Origin of the sequence: Vibrio sp. ER1A (assembly GCF_000733315.1) — a bacterium.
GTDB classification, from domain to species: domain Bacteria; phylum Pseudomonadota; class Gammaproteobacteria; order Enterobacterales; family Vibrionaceae; genus Vibrio; species Vibrio mediterranei.
Genome location: NZ_JPJA01000096.1, coordinates 112,653 through 131,136 on the forward strand (window position 1 = coordinate 112,653; position 18,484 = coordinate 131,136).

The window sequence follows — 18,484 nt, forward strand, 5'->3', positions numbered from 1 at the left end:
CTCGCGGGTGAATAGTTACACATAAAAAACATGACGTTGATTCCGTAATTTGGATACTTTTTTACATATTAGTGATTTAAATCACACTAATCATATCTTTTAGCAATGGATTTATTTAGAAATCAGTCTAGTAACAAAAGAGACTAACTAATATTGGAGGGATAAAAGTGCAGTACGTGATTTGTTAATAGCTATCTGAGTAAACAACCAGAACAAGGACATATTGTGCAACAACTCTTAATTGAAAAGTATCAATAGGAGCAACCAGATCCCTAGTTACTCCTATCGGTATATTCAAGTGGCTCGACATTTGGTTATGGCGTATCAACCTGATTAGGTCTTTGCAGCCAAGGTGATCTTGAATCTGTCACACTAAACAACTCGTACTTGCGCCCTAACATTTGGCCTCCGTCTCGAGTAATTGGCTGCCAGTTGAAGTTTGCTCGATTATTGCTTGGCTTCACCGTCATAATGTCGAATGGGATAGAGACATAGAATCCTTTAGTAAAGCTGCCCTCACCGAACTCTTCAGAACTTAAGTTAGAGAAACTCGCGTAAGCTCCGGCAATCACACCACTCTTAAATTGTTTAGAGAAGTCCACACGAGTACCGATATCACCCGCTAAGAACTGACCAACACCAACCTTAAGCAAAGTATTATCGATAAATGACCACTGTGGCATGTAGTACCCCGTCAAGAACCCAGTTGTGCCTTTAGTAATGACTTTGAATGGGCGGCCATATTCTGGGATGTTTTGCTGCTCTTCAGTAAAAACCCCAAAAGGGCTTGAAGGGTCTCGCTGAGACACTAGATTGATGTCAGCGCCTATGGCCCAATTCTTATTCATCGGTCGGTACAATAACTCACCACCTGCACCCGCAAACATGGTTTCTAGATAACCACCATAAACCTGACCATAAAACCCATTGCCAAATTCTTGGAACCAAGTCGCTTGCAGGTTTTTTACCCATAATGTGTTATCTGATACATAGGCGCGGAACAAAGTTCGAACCCTAGGCACATCAGTACCATCTGGCGGTACGATATAGTTAAACTTGTCATAGTTATCGACAATATTAAGATGAACCGTACCCGATAAGTTAAGGTTTCGAGTTGCCCATAGCTCTGCACCCGCATCTAGGCCAATTTCATACAGATAGAAGCTTTCTGCCGATCCTATAGATTGTGCCAGCGTCGGAGATATTGAGTAATCCCAACGGTCAAAGTCATCACGTACGACGGTGCTGTTCACTGGCTTAGAAACACCACTCATGGCAATCGCATCTGTTTCACTTTGGTCAAGTGGCTGCTCGACAGCAATGCGCTTAAAGTCGTTGGCATTTACCGTCGCAGTGGTTAACGGTAGATGCTGTTTAGTTTCTACGATCTTGTAAGTATCAATCGACTTTGGAAGGTGGTTTGCGAGCACGCCAGCGGCTCTCTGCTGCGCCTCTTGTCTATCTCGGTATTTGGTTTGTTCACCAATGATCGTGACTGTAGCTCCCGACTGCTCAATCATGACATTGTCATAACCAGCATTCGTTTTCAGCTCACCAATCACGGTATCCCAGTCTACTTGCTGCTCATTACTAGCATAGGCCGTTGGTCTTGGCTCTGGCTTAGGCTCATCTAGCCAATGCGCTTTCATCTCATTAAAGTTAGTACGCAAAGTCAGGCCTAGCGCTACTGAATTACCCCGTTGATAACTCACTCGGGCATCACCCCAGTTACCTAATCGATATAAAGCACCGAAGTTCCATGGTGTAGCAGGCGTCATATCGACACCACCGCGATAAACGGGGAAATCTCCGGAGTAATCGTTGGAGTCATATTCAACTTTGAAGCGCAGTGGTTGCCATGGGGTTTGATACTCGACACCGCCAAATAACGCAGCGGGGCCTTTAAACCAGCGTTCGTAATCAACCATACCGCCGCTGCCTTTATAATCTGAAGGACGAGTGCAGTATCCATCGCTGATTTTACAGAATGGGTTTGAAATATTATTTCGGGTGCCTAAATACCCCCATCCCATACCCAAGGTGAAGTCGAAGTTTTCATAGCGTTTAGTTGCCGCGATAAATTCACCATCAAATAGGCCAGTACCACCAAAATCGCGCAAACCTACAGAGGTTTCTGGAAGATACTTTCCTTCTTGCCACAAGCGGAATTTAAGATCGATACCTTTGTCGGTGTATTTGGTATCTCCACTAAATCCCGGGTCGTCACTATAGAGGAGGTCTTGCACCATGGTGTAACGAATCGTAGTTTCAAGCCAAGGCATCACTTGCAGGCTGATATTGTATTTATGGTATTGGTCGCTCCAGTCACCATTAATACTAAACTCACCTTCGGCAGCCATGCGGCCTGTTGGCATTTGCATCAGACCTACGCCGCCAAAATCGGATTGAGAAGGTTTTAACGTTGCTGGCTCAAACGCATCCGCCCAAACGGTAGCACTAAAACTTGAGGCAATCGCCACTGCAACAAGGGAAGGTTTCATTTTATTATTGTTCATTATTGATTACCTTGTGACGCAGCAGTTGAACGATGTCTTGGTTGAGAGTTTCCAGCTCAGAAGGCAGAGACTTAATCGGGATATAGATAATGGCACCAGGAGCAATAAAGTGAGGTTTAAAGTTCCAAGCTCCGTATTGAGCTTCCATTACTTTTCCATCAGGCTGAATGATGGTTGCTGTACCGTCGTATGCTGCTTCGGATTTTATGTTTCCAAGCATGTCGAAGTAGTCAGCTAAGAACCACTGGGCATGTAGTTTGACTTCTTCAGCCTTTTTAACAGCACCGAGAAAGTAGATGTTGTTAATTCGTGGAGCGATATTGAGTTGGTAGCTTCCAGTTAAAAGAGGATTACCTTTTCGTTGGGATTGAACAACATCATAATCAAGAGAAGTAAATTCACGATAATGAAACTTTGATGCGTTGATTTGCTCTGAGATTGATTGTGTATCAAGTTCTGGTTTTATTTGAGCAAGGTCTGACAGTTGACTCAATACCTGTTGCTTCATTTCATCAACGATTACTTGTTTCTTAGAATCAAATAGTTGAGCTTGGATTGGTTCTAAACGAACTTGTTTTGCTTGAGCTTGTTTCTGGACATCCCGAAGTATAGTTTCAAGACGCACTGACTGTGGATAGTCTAGACGAACACCTTGATTGGGTAACAGTACTGAGAGTTCTGCAGCGATAGACAAAATAGGTGCGCAGAGTAGTGTCGCTAGTAATAATTGTTTTATGCGTCCCTGTAGCATAGGGTGTCCTTTTCTTAGGTGTTAATTCGCCATCTTGGAAGTTGAGGCCTCTTGCAGCGAGTCATGCGCTTTGGGAGATCCTCGTTTTCACGAGGATGACGACTATTTTTATTTGTGATTGCTCGTAGCTCTGTTTCTTTTCTTTCGTCATTCCCTTGAAAAAGGGAATCTCATGCAGCGAGTCACGCGCTTTGGGAGATACTCGTTTTTACGAGGATGACGACTATTTTTATTTGTTATTGCTCGTGGCTCTGTTTCTTTTCTTTCGTCATTCCCTTGAAGAAGGGAATCTCATACAGCGAGTCACACGCTTTGGGAGATACTCGTTTTTACGAGGATGACGACTATTTTTATTTGTGATTGCTCGTGGCTCTGTTTCTTTTCTTTCGTCATTCCCTTGAAAAAGGGAATCTCATGCAGCGAGTCACGCTTTGGGAGATACTCGTTTTTACGAGGATGACGACTATTTTTATTTGTGATTGCTCGTGGCTCTGTTTCTTTTCTTTCGTCATTCCCTTGAAAAAGGGAATCTCATGCAGCGAGTCACGCGCTTTGGGAGATACTCGTTTTTACGAGGATGACGACTTTTCTTGTCTGTAACCGTGTATGACCCGGTCTCATAATTTTTTAAATCGTCGGCTGCTTCAGCAACGTTAGCTCAATGGTGCTCATCTCTGGGCCAATCTGCTCTATCGACTTAATAATTTTTCCAGTCGCCGTATCTTTCCAATACGTATTGATTAACTCTTCATCAATAGCATCAAAAACCACCGATTCGGTATATCTTTCTGTTTGATATGAGCCGATAACCGTAGAGATATTCTCTTTGCCCGCTAAGACTTCAGTGGCCAGCCCATGATAATCGTAGCGATAATTTGGCATCCAATCATAGGTGACTTTCCACGAACTAGACGTTTGTTGTTCTCTTTGAATGCCTTTGAGATTATCCCCAAACAAACCTATCGTTTTTACGATCCGACCATTTTCGGTAATGATCATTGCTCGGTCAGATGACATCCATTTATATTGAATCACACCTGTTTTAGTATTCGCTTCGGCAAAAGCCAATACAACGAATATTTGAGGGCCTTCGTTAATACGAACGTAAGCACTTGCGTATGGTAGTTGTTTGATTTTTTCGGGCGTCAGTGCAATATCGTCGGCACCAAATAACGCCTCAGACATAGTGGCGTTGACATCTTGAAAGCGTTGGGAGCACGCTGTTAAAAACAGTAGCGAGAAGGCAAGTAGATACGACTTAAAATTCAATTGGGACATCCTTGGCACTTCGCAGAGTTTAAAACCCTGAATCCTTAATTCCTGGTTTACGGAACCAAAAACAAAAAGCCCCCTTACGATACAACATGTAAGAGGAGCTCAAACTGACTAACTAAAATTAGTTAGATGCAGTTACTGTAGTAGTTGTTGCAGTTGAATCGTCAGAAGACGCTACTGCTACTACTGCCACTGCTGCTGCTGCACCTACTGCGATAGCACCAGTTGTTGCTGCACCCGCTGCTGCGCCACTTGCGCCAGCGCCAGCTGCGCCTGCTTCAGCTTCTGCGAAAGCTGGGTTAGCCAAGCCTGCCGCAATCGCCATTACTAATGCGATTTTTTTCATGGTTATTTCCCTTTACTAAATTATCGATAATTCAGTGCACTCAGTTGAACACACTGACTTGCAATGTTAGTAGAAAGTACAAAGCTTTGTAAATTGTTTTTTTTTGACAAGTTTCTGACAATTGTCAGTTTTTGAGCAAATTATCACGAAGTGCCCAAAACGGTAACTGAGTTCTCTCACTTTGAAGCTATTGGGAAATCTTATATACTCGAACTAATTATCCCATTCAATTTGGAACAGTTTTATGATCATTGTAACTGGCGGCGCTGGCATGATTGGCAGCAACATTATTAAAGCGCTTAACGAAGCAGGCTTAAATGATATCTTGGTTGTCGACAACCTTAAGAATGGACGTAAGTTCAAAAACTTAGTGGACTTGGACATTACCGATTATATGGATCGTGATGACTTCCTCACCCAAGTTATGGCTGGCGATGACTTTGGTCCTATTGAAGCAGTGTTTCATGAAGGAGCATGTTCTGCTACGACTGAATGGGATGGCAAATATGTCATGCTTAACAACTATGAGTACTCAAAAGAGTTACTTCATTACTGTCTAGAGCGTGAAATACCTTTTCTGTATGCCTCTTCAGCTGCAACATATGGTGAAACGACTGTCTTTAAAGAAGAGCGTCAATACGAAGGTGCTTTGAACGTTTATGGTTACTCTAAACAGCAATTTGATAACTATGTACGTCGCCTAACTGCAGATGCGGAAGCGCACGGTGAGACGCTGTCGCAAATTACTGGATTCCGTTACTTTAATGTATATGGCCCGCGTGAGCAGCACAAAGGTAGTATGGCTTCTGTGGCATTCCACTTGAATAATCAAATGAATGCTGGTGAGAATCCGAAATTGTTTGAAGGCAGCGCCCAGTTTAAGCGTGACTTCATTTATGTTGGTGATGTAGCTAAAGTAAATTTGTGGTTCATGGAAAATGGCGTTTCAGGCATTTTTAACTGCGGCACAGGCAAAGCTGAGACTTTTGAGGCTATCGCTGAAGCAGCCATTAAGCACCACGGTAAAGGGGAAATTGAGAATATTCCGTTCCCAGAACATTTGAAAGGTGCGTATCAGGAGTTTACAGAGGCCGATTTAACTAATTTACGAGCTGCTGGTTGTGATGTTGAGTTTAAGACAGTTGCAGAGGGCGTCGCTGAGTACCTATCAATAGTAAATGGCTAAATACCATATGGGTTTTGTGAGTATATCGCCTAATCCATGATTCTATAGATAGCAGAGTATTCAAGTATTTTTCAAAAAGCATGTAAGCTCCTGAAAATAGACAAACTGCTGTATTCAATAGCTTCAAAATCATCTTTAGGTAACTTATTTGAAGATTTATGTAATTAGCCTTTTAAGAAGTCTCGACAGACGCAAACGAATTTCGTCTCAACTCGAACAACTTGGTGTAGACTTTGAATTTTTTGATGCTGTCGACGGCTCGCAAGGAGAGCATGTACTCTGGGCGGACTATAACTACCTAAAAAGAAAGTGGCTAATTAGTGGTAAGAAGCCGTCCTCTGGTGAACTTGGTTGTTTTGCCAGTCACTATTTGATTTGGCAGAAGTGCGTAGAGAATAATGCACCAGTGCTTGTTATCGAAGATGATGCTTTCATTCGTTCAAACTTTGCGGAGCAATTTCCAAGCATCCGAAATTGCCTGAAGGAGTTTGACTTCCTCCGTTTAGAGAGTGAAATTAAGGGGTGCAAAGTCACTCCGATTAAAGGTGAACCACATTCATCCATTGGATTTATGACTGACAACTCTGGCGGAACACGAAGCTATGCACTAACGCCATCAGCTGCAAAAAAATTGCTCAGTGGTTCTACTCGTTGGTGTATGCCTGTTGATAACTACATCGGTGCCGCATACATACACCAAGTCGCTTCGTTCATCTATAAGCCTGCTGTAGTCGTTGATACAAATGAATTTGGAACAACAATTCAGTTGGGTGAAGAACAAAAAGCGCCCAACTACATCAAGCTTTCAAGAGAACTTTACCAAGGTTATTGCAAATTCCGAATGCATATATTTAATAGAAAACAAGTGCGGAAGTTTAGCTAAAAATGCACTTTTTGGTTACGGTTTGTGCATTTTAGGAAGGCTATACCATCAGTTTGATACCGACACCTTCACGGTCATCTATAGATGACAATTACTAAGGCTAATGATTTGAAAGTTGCTATACAATTGTTTGGACACGTAAGAAGCTTTAGAGATACGTATCCTTTTTTAGAGAAGAACATCCTAACTCAGTATGATTGTGATTTATTCATCCATACATGGAGCACGGAAGAGCACTCTGATCCAACATGGCACCAAGGAAGCCCTGATAACGTCAAAAAAACCTCCATAGAAGAAGTCGAGAGTCTTTATAAGCCTAAAAAGATCCTAATCGAAGATAACGACAAGATAGAGCATGAAGGGTTATTTCATCCCGATAAATCTATGACGTTGCGAGCAATTAAAGCCATGCTCTATTCACAAGAGAAAGTGAACTTACTTCGTTTAGAACATCAAGAAGAAGTAACCACAACCTATGATTGGGTCGTGACACTTCGCCCAGACATAATGCCGCTTACAGTATTAGATTTGGCTCAATTCAATAATGAATGTACTTTTGACTCGAAGACTTCCATTCATTTTTCCAATGGTGCTCATTGTCACCTACAAGGCACAAAAAATATATATACACCTCTAGCGTCTGATCTTTTCGTTGTCGCAAAACCAAAAAACATGAACGTTATCTGTTCCGCTGTTAACGAGTTTGAAAAGTACTTTGTTCAGTTCAGTACAGTCAATAAAGGTGGCATAAGCGCACCTGAGGCCTCCTACATTGAATACATATGTCGTCAAGGAATTCAGCCTCGCTTCTATACATTCCCATATGTCGTTAAACGAACATTAGGTAATCATCACTTAGTGGTCGGATTGGAGCATCGTTCCTGTTTTAAGCATCCAGTAGAAATACCTGATTTTTTAAATATAGAGAATTCTAGAAGAGGCAAGTCTATAGTTCTTCATTATTTATCTACCTCACTATTATGTAAAATACAGAAAGAAACGCATCGACTAATCCGGCATTTAGGCCGATTTATCGACCACGTTGAAGCGGTAAAATCATCTAAATAGTGTTTAGTTATGTTGGTGAATATTAGTAGTATTAGTTTTGTATAAAGAGAGCGTTAACATATGAACATCCTTATGGCCCTATCACAGCTTGAAGTTACGGGCGCAGAAGTCTATGCCACTGCAGTCGGTAATGAACTGACCGCCCGAGGGCATAAAGTGTTTTATGTCTCTGATACACTCACTAAACCTCATGACGGAGCATTCTTTAAGTTACGCTTTAATAAGCGAAGTATCCCTCGTCGCTTTTGGCATGTTGGTTATCTAATCTACTTAATTAAAAAACACAATATTCAGTTGGTGCACGCTCACTCTCGAGCTTCCAGTTGGAGCTGTCACATTGCCTGTCAGTTAACTGGCACACCTATGGTGACTACAGTACATGGACGACAACCTTCGCACAAAACTCGTAAGAAGTTTCATGCTATGGGCGATAAAGCGCTGCCTGTTTGTGAGGCGATTCGGAATCAACTGGGTAAAGACCTCGAAGTTCCATCGCATAAAATGGTTGTCTCTCGGAATGGTATTGAAACTAGCCAGTTCCATCCAAAGGACTTACCTTCGAATGAAAAGCCTGTGATTACTATTGTAGGTCGCCTCACTGGTCCCAAAGGTGATCTCTGTTACCGACTATTGAGCGAATGCCTTGATGCTTCACGCTACCATATTAAGGTCGTTACCGGTTCCAAAATGGAAACGCGTTTCGAACCATTTATCGAGAGTGTTGAGTTTACTGGCTACACCAATGACGTTGCTTCACTGCTGCATCAATCAGACTTAGTAATAGGTGCAGGCCGTGTGGCAATGGAGTCACTGTTGTGCGGCAGGCCTACACTCGCCATTGGCGAGGCCATCAACATAGGCATTGTTACTGAAGAGAATGTCTCACAAGCGATGGCCACTAACTTTGGTGATATTGGACCAAAAGATCTTGATATCGACTTTTCTAACATTGCCGACCAAGTTGAACAAGGCCTTTCGAGTGCTTCGTGCCAAACAAGCGTTACCCAAACCATTCGAAGCCACTACGAGCTTGCTAATGTGGTCGACCAGCTTGAAGGTATCTATCAAGACGTATACGTCAAAAAGATTAAACGTGATGTCCCGATCATCATGTATCATCGCTTTATTAACAGTGACGATGGAAAAGGAGTACACGGCACTTATCTTCATGTCGACATGCTTGAAAAGCACTTTAAACTCATCAAGAAAATGGGCTTTGAAGCAATAACATTTGAAGAACTGAGTAAACTCAAACCCATCGAACGTCTAAACCCAAACAAGCGCTATATTGTCATTACCGTTGACGATGGCTATGTCGATAACTTGACATTACTTCTGCCACTTTTAGAAAAGTATGATCTCAAAGCCGTAGTTTATGCGGTTACTGGTGAATCATTTAATCGATGGGATGTAGAGAACACCTCTAATCCCGAAAAACGTGTTGAGTTGATGAACGCCGAGCAACTGCAGCAGTTAGCCAGCTCTGGTAGAATCGAGATTGGGGGTCATACGTTAACACACCCAATGCTTTCTACACTTAACGCTGAAGAGCAGCAATACGAGATAGTCGAGAACAAAAAAGTCCTTGAGCAACTTCTTGGTAAATCTCTCACTTCGTTTGCCTACCCATACGGTGATCTCGATCAGAGCGCAAAACTAGTTGCCGAGCAAGCCGGTTATCAATACGCTGTCGCCACAAACTCTGGACCGTTAGCTTTTCATGAGGACAAGTTTCAAATTCGTAGGATTGCTATTTTCCCTAAAACGGATGTCTTTGGTTTATGGAGAAAAATCAAAGGTGATTACCTGTTCCGGAAATTTGGGAAAATGGGTATTCAAAGCGTCCCTTTCAAAGTCAGACGCCGCAATAAAGTCAGAGTTGATGATGAGTCTTGTATCAAAGTTCATAACAAAACACGTATTCGTGACTGTAATATTACTTTAAAGGGTGACAACAACACGCTCATTTTCGAGGAAGGCGCTAATCTTAGAGGTGTAGATATAGAACTCGATGGCTCTCATTGTACCGTCGTCATTGGTAAGCATTGCGTCATCGGTGGAGGTTGTTTTATTTCTGCTCGCGAGAAAGGAACAACCTTAACGCTTGGAGAGCGCTGTATGCTCTCAAGAAACGTTAAAATCATGACTAGTGATGGTCACGATATCACCGTTGATGGTAAGCGTATAAACCCAGCAAAAAGCATTACAATTGGCGACAGAGTCTGGTTAGCCGACAACGTTACCGTCTTGAAAGGTGTTGAGATCGCTAACGGTGCGATAGTCGGTATTAACTCTACGGTCACCAAAAGTATTCCAGAGCACTCCATTGCTGTCGGTAACCCTGCCAAAGTAGTGCAACACAATGTAGAATGGTCAGAAGAACTCACTTATTAAACTGAACCTCATGAAAATACTCATAATCGGCCCTTCGTGGGTGGGTGATATGGTGATGTCACAAAGTCTCTATATCACATTAAAGCGCTTACATCCTGAAGCAACCATTGATGTACTTGCCCCTGCTTGGTGTAAGCCGATTCTAGAGCGTATGCCCGAAGTAAATAACGCCATAGAAATGCCACTGGGTCATGGTCAGTTTGATTTGAAGGGACGCTATCAACTCGGTAAATCACTACAAAGTAAAAATTATACACACGCGCTTATTTTGCCTAACTCAGCAAAATCCGCCTTAATTCCTTTGTTTGCTGGCATTAAGAAGCGTATTGGTTGGAAAGGGGAGATGCGTTTCGGTTTGCTTAACGATCTGCGTCCAGATAAAAGAGTATTTCAATATATGGTAGAGCGCTACGTTGCTCTCGCCTACTCTAAAGCCGAAATGAAACAAGTGGTTCAACTCACTACCTGTCCACAGCCTCAACTGCAGGTCGACACACTTGCACAACGTCAATCGATTGCCAAGTTTAACCTCGACAAAAATAAAATCGCCGTTGGCTTATGTCCTGGTGCAGAGTTCGGTCCGGCAAAAAGATGGCCTGATGAGTATTATGCCAAGACGGCTCAATATCTGATTGAACAAGGTTATCAAGTTTGGCTGTTTGGCTCAGCAAAAGACAAAACAGTGACTGACAAAATTTGTAACCAGCTAACTCAGGATGCGCAACAGCACTGTTATGATCTTGCAGGTGAAACCAGCCTTATTGAAGCTGTCGATTTACTTGCGGCATGCGACACCGTTATCTGTAATGATTCAGGTCTCATGCACGTTTCAGCAGCCGTCGGTTGTAAGATTATCGCTGTTTATGGTTCAAGTTCTCCTGACTATACACCACCATTGTCTTCTAGTGTGGCCGTCGTACATACGGATATAGAGTGCCGCCCCTGCTTTAAACGTGAGTGTCCTCTGGGACATCAAAAGTGCTTAACAAAGTTACAACCTCAAACCGTTATTCAACAATTCAATCAACTAAGTGGAATCCAATCATGAAACATTTGTGGTACGAGAAGGGTGCTTACGCCTCTAAAAAAGCGAAGGCCTATATCGCCAACGAATTTTCTCCAGAGAAGATAAAAAAAATCGCCGTGATCCGCCACGCTGCGCTTGGCGATCAAGTCATCACTCGCCCTTTTTTGATTGAAGCTCGACGCTTTTTTCCTAATGCCGAAATCACCCTTGTTGGCGTTGCTAACTATCAGTACGGCCTCCCATCCGACTTAGTTGACCACACTATTATCATGGCAGATCGGCACCAGAAAAAAGACATGACATTAAAGCAGCAGATTAGCGACTTTCGCCAACTGGAAGAACAAGACATTATCTTTGATCTGGCGGGCACAAGCCGTTCGCACTGGATGACATTTTTTAGTAAAGCAAAACTTAAGTTTGGGTTTCCCTATCACTCCATCATGCGCGGCACCTTGTACAACATCGCCGTTTTTCGCTCCGACTTTCAGCCAGAACTAGAGTGTATGTTGGATATGCTAAAACTCCTTGGTCATTGTCCGAAAATGCCACTTGATTTTGGCTACCCAATACACGATGAGGTTTACGTTGAAACCGAGCTCCCGGAGATATTTTACTTCAACGGTGCCTCACAAACCCGCAAAATTCTTACTCAAGATCAAATGAAACAATTGATGGAGCGAGTTACTTCGGAACTCCCACAATACAAACATGTCTACCTAGAAGGCAAAAATGATTTTGAAAAAGCAGATTTCCTTTCTCACTTGTCTGGAAAAGAAAACTTTGCTGTACAGCCTTGCCTAGAACTAACCCAACTAATTGAACGTATTGCCAAAGCGAAATTAGTGGTAGCTCCAAACACCGGCATTCGAAATATTGCTGTATCAACGTTTACTCCTACGGTCGGTATTTTTTATATCACCGTTCCGTTTCGCTATACGCCTTTAGATGGACGTCATCACATTGTTATGAATGCCAATGGTGATATTCCATCAAATGAACAAATTATAGCTGCAATACAACAGGCTCTATAGGTTATTTATGTCTCACTCAAATCCGACTATTTCCATCGTTTGCCCTTGCTACAACGAACAAGAAGTTCTGAACATTTTTTTGCAACGTATTTCCACTGTGCTCCAAGAAACGGGCTACAGCTACGAAGTTATTTTGATCAATGATGGAAGCAAAGACGGGACACTGAAAGTCATGGAGTCTTTGAGAGAGCAAGATAGCCACGTTCGCACTGTCAATTTGTCCCGTAATTTTGGTAAAGAAGCCGCATTAACCGCTGGGCTAGATTTAGCGCGTGGTGAAGTAATCATACCTATTGATGCCGACTTACAAGACCCACCAGAACTTATTCACGATTTCTTAAGAGAGTGGAAAAAGGGCTTTGATGTTGTCGTTGCCAAGCGTGTCGACCGTAGTACAGATTCTTGGGCTAAAAAGCTCTCTGCTGAACTTTTCTATAAATTTCACAATGCAGTAGCGAATGTCGAAATCCCTGAAAACGTTGGGGATTTTCGCTTGATCAACAGAAGAGTTCTGCAAGCTATTCAACTGCTGCCAGAAAATCAGCGTTTTATGAAAGGGATTTTCTCTTGGGTCGGTTTTAAAACGTCAGTTGTTGAGTATAAACGAGAGTCACGTGAAGCTGGTGAAACCAGCTTTAATGGTTGGAAGCTTTGGAACTTCGCGTTAGATGGAATTACTAGCTTTAGCACGGCGCCGTTGCGCATTTGGCTGTATGTCGGCAGTGTGATTTCGGGCTTTGCCTTTCTTTACCTCAGCGTAACCGTCATTAAGACTCTGATTTTTGGTATTGATTCTCCGGGCTACGCCTCGTTGATTACCGTGATCCTATTTTTAGGAGGCGTGCAATTGATCGGTATCGGTGTGCTCGGAGAGTACGTTGGTAGACTCTACATGGAATCTAAACGACGCCCTACTTATATTATTGAGAGTGACGAATACCAAGGAAAAGATCGCGAAGAAACGCAAATATCCAAACAGGATAATGAACGTGGCTGATTGGCTCAATCGTGTATTACAATATCGTATTGTTCGTTTTGGGCTAACTGGGGGCTTAGCGACTGCCATTCATATCTTAGTTGCTTTCTTGTTCTTGCATTTGGTTCAAGACAACGTTCTATACGCTAATGTATGTGGTTTTACTATCGCGTTCATTTTTTCATACTTTGCCCAAACAGTTTTGGTGTTTCGGCACAAGATCAATTGGGGTAATGCATTTCGTTTTTTTATGGTTCAGTTCTGCGCTATGCTCACAGCTCAGGGTATTAGTGAACTGTTCTCCGATTTAAATAGCTACGTGAGAGTAATCATGGTGGTCTTCATTCTACCGATCATTACTTATATCGTTCATAAGTTTTGGACTTTTTCTGATTCAAAACAATCTACAACTAACAAATAACTAGGTATCTGAGTCTTCAAATGTTTTCAAAATCGTTTTTAGAAAAACACTTTTCGAGCCTGTACTTACTTGGCCTTTTGATTGGGCTAGCGTTTGCGTTTGTCTATGCGGATCACCAAATTCTTTTGGGCGATCAGAAACAGATGTTTGAAAAAGGCTACTTAGGGGCCTACGCCGACGTCTGGCTTAACTTCGGTAATGGCGCAAGTGCCGTCGGTAATGTCCCCGGCTCTTTATCCACCTGGTTAGTTGGAGGTCCATTACTTATATGGGACTCACCTTGGGCCCCAGTCTTACTGTTGTTTGCTATGCGTATAGCGTCACTATTCCTTATGGACTCAGTACTGAAACAGGTATTTGATAAACCTGTTCGTTTAGCATTTTTAGCTTTGTATTGGCTCAATCCTTGGTTGCTTTACGATAGCCTACTCTACAACCCATCTTACTTGTGTTTCTTCGCTTCATTACATTTGTGGACCGCATTTAAGATGCGAGAGAGAACATCATTTATCTATACCTTTTTGCATATTCTCTCTATCGGGCTGGCGATGCAGCTCCACTACTCTTGGCCTGTACTCGCCGTGCTCTCGCTCTATATGCTCTATCGGGGAATGGGCAAAGTGTCGTGGACTGGCTTTGTTGCCGCCTTACTGGTTTTAGCGGCATCACTCATCCCCTATACTCTTGAATACTTGGCGAATGATGAATTAAGCAGAGATGACAGCGACCGCTATATTGGTTACGGCTTAGTGCACGTCTATCCCGTATTAAAGGCTCTGTTGTACTGGATACGCTATGCCTCTCTCTTATTTTCCAACAAGGTGATTGCCTATAGTGAGTTCCATTGGCTTACCAGCATTGAGTTTCTAAGATTGGCAGCTCTCTATATCTGGAAAGGCGTCATCTTTATTATTGGTGGCTTATCCGTTCTGGTTTCTGCCAAAGTAAGTTGGGACTGGTGGAAGTCCATCAAAGACGATATTAAGCGTGAAGCTGGAGTTCCAGTAAAAGAAGAGCTAGATAAATGGCTTAAGCTCTATGCTTTTGGCGCGGTGGTTGGCGTATTAGTCAGCGCTGCACTATCTCCGATTACTTTCTCTTACTGGCACCTTATCTTGATTTATCCGTTTGCGCTGATCCCGATGATGTTTGCTATTCGAAGCTACTCAGAAAGTCATGGTAGATTAGCCGCTAAGGTTGCGCCTATCGTAATCGGTTACTTACTGCTTATTAACCTGTTAGCTTCAAATGACAGCATTAAGTACTCCTATACAGTAGAGCTTTCTCAACAGGTTAATGAGTATTTATTAGAGACACCTGAGCGCTTTAAGCTGCAGCTGCATGATAACTTTAAGGGTACCTTATAACTATGCTGCGCTTGCTCTACTCTCTTTTATTCAGCTTAGTCGCTCCGTTTTTTCTCTATGGCTTGTATAAACGCAAACCAGGAAAACCTAGTATCGGAGAACGATGGAAAGAGCATTTTGGATATACATCGACAATAACCCGACGTACAAATGAAACGGGGAAACTAATTTGGATTCACGCCGTTTCTGTTGGAGAAGTGCTTGCTGTCTCGCCATTTATTCGGCAACTGAAGCAAAAACACCCATCTATTGCGATTGTTTTGACAACGACAACATCTACTGGAGCGGAACAGGCAGAGAAACTTGGTGAACTCATCCATCATCGCTATATGCCTTTGGACTTTGGGTTTGCCCTCCGCCGTTTCATTAGAATCATCTCTCCATCGCAGTTGCTTATCATGGAGACAGAACTTTGGCCCAATACTCTTCACTTTGCTGCTAAAGCGAATATCTCTGTGACTATCCTGAATGCAAGGCTGTCACAGCGCTCTTGTAACCGTTATAAAAAAGTACAGCGAGTATTCAATTTATTAGCAAAGAATTTGACTCATGTTCTCTGCCAAACCGAAGAAGATAAACTTCGCTTCTCAGAACTAGGCCTACCTCACTCGAAACTTAGTGTGACGGGTTCTATCAAGTTTGATGTTCAAGTCAGTGAACAAGATATTTCAAAGAGTCAAGAGCTAAAACAGGCCATTGGCTCTCGCCTAGTTTGGGTAGCTGCAAGCACTCATGAAGGCGAAGATGACGTTGTCCTTAACACGCATAGGGAGCTGCTACGCCACTATAACGACGCACTATTAATTATTGTTCCTAGGCACCCTGAGCGATTTGATAATGTTTATCAGCTGAGCGTTGCTTCAGAGTTATCCACTCAACGTCGTACAATTTCGCAATCCATTAATACCACTACACAAGTGTATCTCGCCGACACTATGGGCGAAATGATGACAATACTGGGTGCAGCTGATGTTTGCTTCATGGGCGGAAGTTTACTTGGCAACAAAGTCGGTGGACATAATCTTTTGGAGCCCGCGGCGCTTGGTGTTCCGACCTTAATTGGACCTAGTTTCTTTAATTTTAAAGATATCACTCGACAACTTGTCGAGAATCAGGCCACGAAAATTGTCGAAGCTACAACACTAACCAATAGTCTGAATGACCTATTCGACTCTCCCAAAGATATAGCGAAAATGGCTCAAGCAAGTTTACGTGTTGTTGCTCAAAATCGTGGTAGTATTAACGCCTCTCTTAAAGAGCTAGGCTTTTAGGTTTTTTCTTCTCATTGTTTGCTAAGGCTTTATGTTTCATGGATATCAGTGCAAAGATACAGGCTTCCTCCCACTCAGGCGCGACCTTGCAAGTACTGCAAGAGTCTAATGAGTACTTTGTCCGAAAACAAATACACTCTGCGATAGAGAAAAATCATACTGCGATTTTGAAACAACGCCGCTTTAGGCCAATAAAAACGCCAACTTACGAAATTCTTGCCATTCCAGTCACTGAGATTGCCATAGAACCACAATCGCTGTCTATCACCATGCCATATATCGAAGGGCTAGGTGGTGAACAAGTCGCTTATAAAGGTTCGAAAACTGTTGCCAAGAACTTAAGAACCGCTTTGGATTTTTACCTGATTAATAACGTAGCGGCAAGCGAAGACGGCATGTACCCTGCTGGCGATGTACATGCAAAAATCGAAGATATCATGTTGAAGCTCGCCGAAAAATGGCATCTATTTCCAAACCTTGAGCAACAAATCCTTCTCTTCAAAGACTACTGCCAAAAAGATCTGCATATGCCAATGGGCGAATGCCATGGTGATTTAACCCTGTCTAATTTGAAAGTCACAGAAGAGAACCAGCTCGCCCTGTTTGACTTTTTGACCTGTGAAATTAACAGCCCAATTCAGGATGCTGCTAAACTTATTCAAGACTTTGAGTATGGTTGGAGCTTCCGTAAAGAGAAAGAAAGCGTTCGAATTAAAGGCGAAATTTTCTGTGAACACGCTGTACCTTCGTTCATTAGAACGCTCAATCGACTTTTTCACTATGAAATGCGAGTCGTCGAAACCTTAACCATCTTGCGAATCGCTCCTTATATCAGAGAAGAGGACACGGTTACCATTAAGTGGTTTAATAAGGTGATGACCAAAACGATCAATAAAATTACAGGATAACTATGTTTACGCTACTTCTACCCGTCGCAGGACGCTCATCGCGCTTCCCTAACATGCGCCCTAAGTGGTTGCTGACTATGCCTGATGGCAAACTAATGATTGAAAAGTCAGTAGAGAAAATTGATTTAGGTCGCTTTGACCGTATTGTCGTGGTTTGCCTTAAAGAACACTTGGAAAAATACACGTCGGAACAGAATGTTATTGAAAGTTTCGAAAAAAGTACCGGAACAAAACCGGATCTTGTGATTCTAGATGAGCCTACGTCATCACAATCTGAAACCATTTATCAAGCAATCAAACAAGGCAATATCGAAGGATCTATCTTTATTAAGGATTGCGATAACGTCTTTGCATGTGAACCTGAACCGACCAATGCGGTGACCACCATTGATCTTAATGATATCGAATTAGTCGATGCGAAGAATAAGAGTTACGTAGAGGTCGACTCTCTAGACGTCATCTCAAACATCGTTGAAAAGGAAGTCATCAGTAACTTTTTCTGCTGCGGTGGATATAGCTTCCGTTCTACGGCGGATTTTTGCACGACTTACGAGAATATTTCTTCTGACAACGAAGTCTATATTTCTCACGTCATCTATAAGATGTTGATGTCTAATGAAGAGTTTGTGCGTAAGACGGCAACGGATTATACCGATTGGGGAACCCTACGCGAGTATCGTCATTTCTGTAAAAAACACATGACCGTCTTCTGTGACGTGGATGGTGTATTACTTAAAAATGGTAGTAAGTTTGCTCAAAATGGCTGGAAGACTCCTGGTTTAGAAGCCAACTTGCGTAAAATTGCTGAATTACAAAAAGACGGTGGGCTATTCCTAGTCCTCACATCTTCTCGTCCAGAAAGTGAGATTGAATATACGACTCAAGAGCTAGCGAAGTTTGGGGTCCGAGTTGATCGTTGTTTATTCGGCCTCCCGCATACGCGTCGATATCTGATCAATGATTATTCAGCGACTAACCCATATCCTTCTGCTGTAGCTATTAATCTTGAACGTGATAGCGAAACCCTTAGCCACTTATTCGACGACTAATATTCACTGAGTTAA

At 42.6% G+C, this 18,484-nt stretch carries 16 protein-coding genes and 1 pseudogene; 13 read left to right on the plus strand and 4 right to left on the minus strand.

The window, feature by feature from the left end:
- Positions 1-314: 314 nt before the first annotated feature.
- The 4 genes from HW45_RS26515 to HW45_RS26530 all read right to left on the minus strand — a co-directional run bounded on the left by HW45_RS26515 (position 315) and on the right by HW45_RS26530 (position 4,888).
- On the minus strand, positions 315-2,516 hold the full coding sequence (locus tag HW45_RS26515) for a YjbH domain-containing protein (protein ID WP_038231011.1): 2,202 nt from the start codon (positions 2,514-2,516) through the stop codon (positions 315-317).
- Positions 2,506-3,267: a capsule biosynthesis GfcC family protein gene (locus HW45_RS26520; protein ID WP_038231012.1), complete on the minus strand. Its 762-nt coding sequence runs from the start codon at positions 3,265-3,267 to the stop codon at positions 2,506-2,508. The genes HW45_RS26515 and HW45_RS26520 overlap by 11 nt, the downstream gene beginning before the upstream one ends.
- A gap of 627 nt (positions 3,268-3,894) precedes the next feature.
- Positions 3,895-4,545 (minus strand): YjbF family lipoprotein, encoded by a 651-nt coding sequence (locus HW45_RS26525; RefSeq protein WP_038231013.1) that lies wholly within the window; start codon positions 4,543-4,545, stop codon positions 3,895-3,897.
- A 118-nt stretch (positions 4,546-4,663) separates the two neighbouring features.
- A complete protein-coding gene (locus HW45_RS26530) occupies positions 4,664-4,888 on the minus strand; it encodes a hypothetical protein (protein ID WP_038231014.1) in 225 nt (74 codons plus the stop codon).
- A gap of 244 nt (positions 4,889-5,132) precedes the next feature.
- Here HW45_RS26530 and rfaD point away from each other — a divergent pair, with 244 nt between their 5' ends.
- From rfaD to HW45_RS26590, 13 genes and pseudogenes are all read left to right on the plus strand, one after another.
- Positions 5,133-6,074: an ADP-glyceromanno-heptose 6-epimerase gene (gene rfaD, locus HW45_RS26535; protein ID WP_038231015.1), complete on the plus strand. Its 942-nt coding sequence runs from the start codon at positions 5,133-5,135 to the stop codon at positions 6,072-6,074.
- Positions 6,075-6,222: 148 nt separating this feature from the next.
- Positions 6,223-6,957 carry a glycosyltransferase family 25 protein gene (locus HW45_RS26540; protein ID WP_038231016.1) on the plus strand — a complete coding sequence of 245 codons (735 nt, stop codon included), beginning with the start codon at positions 6,223-6,225 and terminating at the stop codon, positions 6,955-6,957.
- Between the two features lie 84 nt (positions 6,958-7,041).
- Complete coding sequence (locus HW45_RS26545; RefSeq protein ID WP_038231018.1) at positions 7,042-8,025, plus strand: hypothetical protein; 984 nt, start codon at positions 7,042-7,044, stop codon at positions 8,023-8,025.
- A gap of 60 nt (positions 8,026-8,085) precedes the next feature.
- Positions 8,086-9,852: pseudogene (locus HW45_RS26550) on the plus strand (polysaccharide deacetylase family protein); the annotation flags it as partial.
- Entirely contained in the window at positions 9,853-10,419 is a 567-nt protein-coding gene (locus HW45_RS30110; protein ID WP_235225547.1) for an acyltransferase, read from the plus strand.
- Between the two features lie 10 nt (positions 10,420-10,429).
- Entirely contained in the window at positions 10,430-11,467 is a 1,038-nt protein-coding gene (waaF, locus tag HW45_RS26555; RefSeq protein WP_038231021.1) for a lipopolysaccharide heptosyltransferase II, read from the plus strand.
- On the plus strand, positions 11,464-12,477 hold the full coding sequence (locus tag HW45_RS26560; RefSeq protein WP_038231024.1) for a glycosyltransferase family 9 protein: 1,014 nt from the start codon (positions 11,464-11,466) through the stop codon (positions 12,475-12,477). Before waaF ends, HW45_RS26560 begins: the two co-directional genes overlap by 4 nt.
- A gap of 7 nt (positions 12,478-12,484) precedes the next feature.
- Entirely contained in the window at positions 12,485-13,474 is a 990-nt protein-coding gene (locus HW45_RS26565) for a glycosyltransferase family 2 protein (protein ID WP_051868413.1), read from the plus strand.
- Positions 13,467-13,874, plus strand: coding sequence for a GtrA family protein (locus tag HW45_RS26570; RefSeq protein WP_152559721.1), 408 nt, complete (start codon positions 13,467-13,469; stop codon positions 13,872-13,874). The genes HW45_RS26565 and HW45_RS26570 overlap by 8 nt, the downstream gene beginning before the upstream one ends.
- A gap of 20 nt (positions 13,875-13,894) precedes the next feature.
- Entirely contained in the window at positions 13,895-15,241 is a 1,347-nt protein-coding gene (locus HW45_RS26575) for a hypothetical protein (protein ID WP_038231026.1), read from the plus strand.
- 2 nt (positions 15,242-15,243) lie between these two features.
- Complete coding sequence (gene waaA, locus HW45_RS26580) at positions 15,244-16,512, plus strand: lipid IV(A) 3-deoxy-D-manno-octulosonic acid transferase (RefSeq protein WP_038231027.1); 1,269 nt, start codon at positions 15,244-15,246, stop codon at positions 16,510-16,512.
- Between the two features lie 38 nt (positions 16,513-16,550).
- Positions 16,551-17,420, plus strand: a complete 870-nt coding sequence (locus tag HW45_RS26585; protein ID WP_038231029.1) for a phosphotransferase — start codon at positions 16,551-16,553, stop codon at positions 17,418-17,420.
- A gap of 2 nt (positions 17,421-17,422) precedes the next feature.
- A complete protein-coding gene (locus HW45_RS26590) occupies positions 17,423-18,469 on the plus strand; it encodes an NTP transferase domain-containing protein (protein ID WP_038231030.1) in 1,047 nt (348 codons plus the stop codon).
- The last annotated feature ends 15 nt before the right edge of the window (positions 18,470-18,484 follow it).